Genomic DNA, 312 nt, shown 5'->3' with positions numbered 1-312 from the left:
TGATTTCTTTTGAAGATGGATAAACGGCTTCCATCTCATCATCGCCATTTCGCGACATTAACTTAATGCCAGACATGCCTTGCCGTGTCTTGTCGTAGGTACCGTGGACGGCCACTTCCTGACCAAGCTCCAAGTTTTTCCCTACCCATGGTTGATTAAAAAATGACACCATAATCGTGTCATGTTCCACTGTCAACCGGAAACTAGTCCGTGTTTTCTTATACCCGAAGCGATTAACCACGGGTGGTGACGTGATAACGCCCTTAAACGTTACCTTCTCACCGTCTTGCGTTTCAGCAGGCGTTTTCATCG

General features: G+C 46.8%; 1 pseudogene. It reads right to left on the bottom strand.

The features are described from left to right. A pseudogene (locus WEIDD23_RS12480) lies at positions 1–312 on the bottom strand (DNA helicase RecG); the annotation flags it as partial.

Origin of the sequence: Weissella sp. DD23, assembly GCF_001579105.1 — a bacterium.
In the GTDB taxonomy this organism is placed as follows: Bacteria; Bacillota; Bacilli; order Lactobacillales; family Lactobacillaceae; genus Weissella; species Weissella cibaria.
Note: the sequence above shows the minus strand (reverse complement) of the source record. Positions and strands in the feature narration are given on the sequence as shown.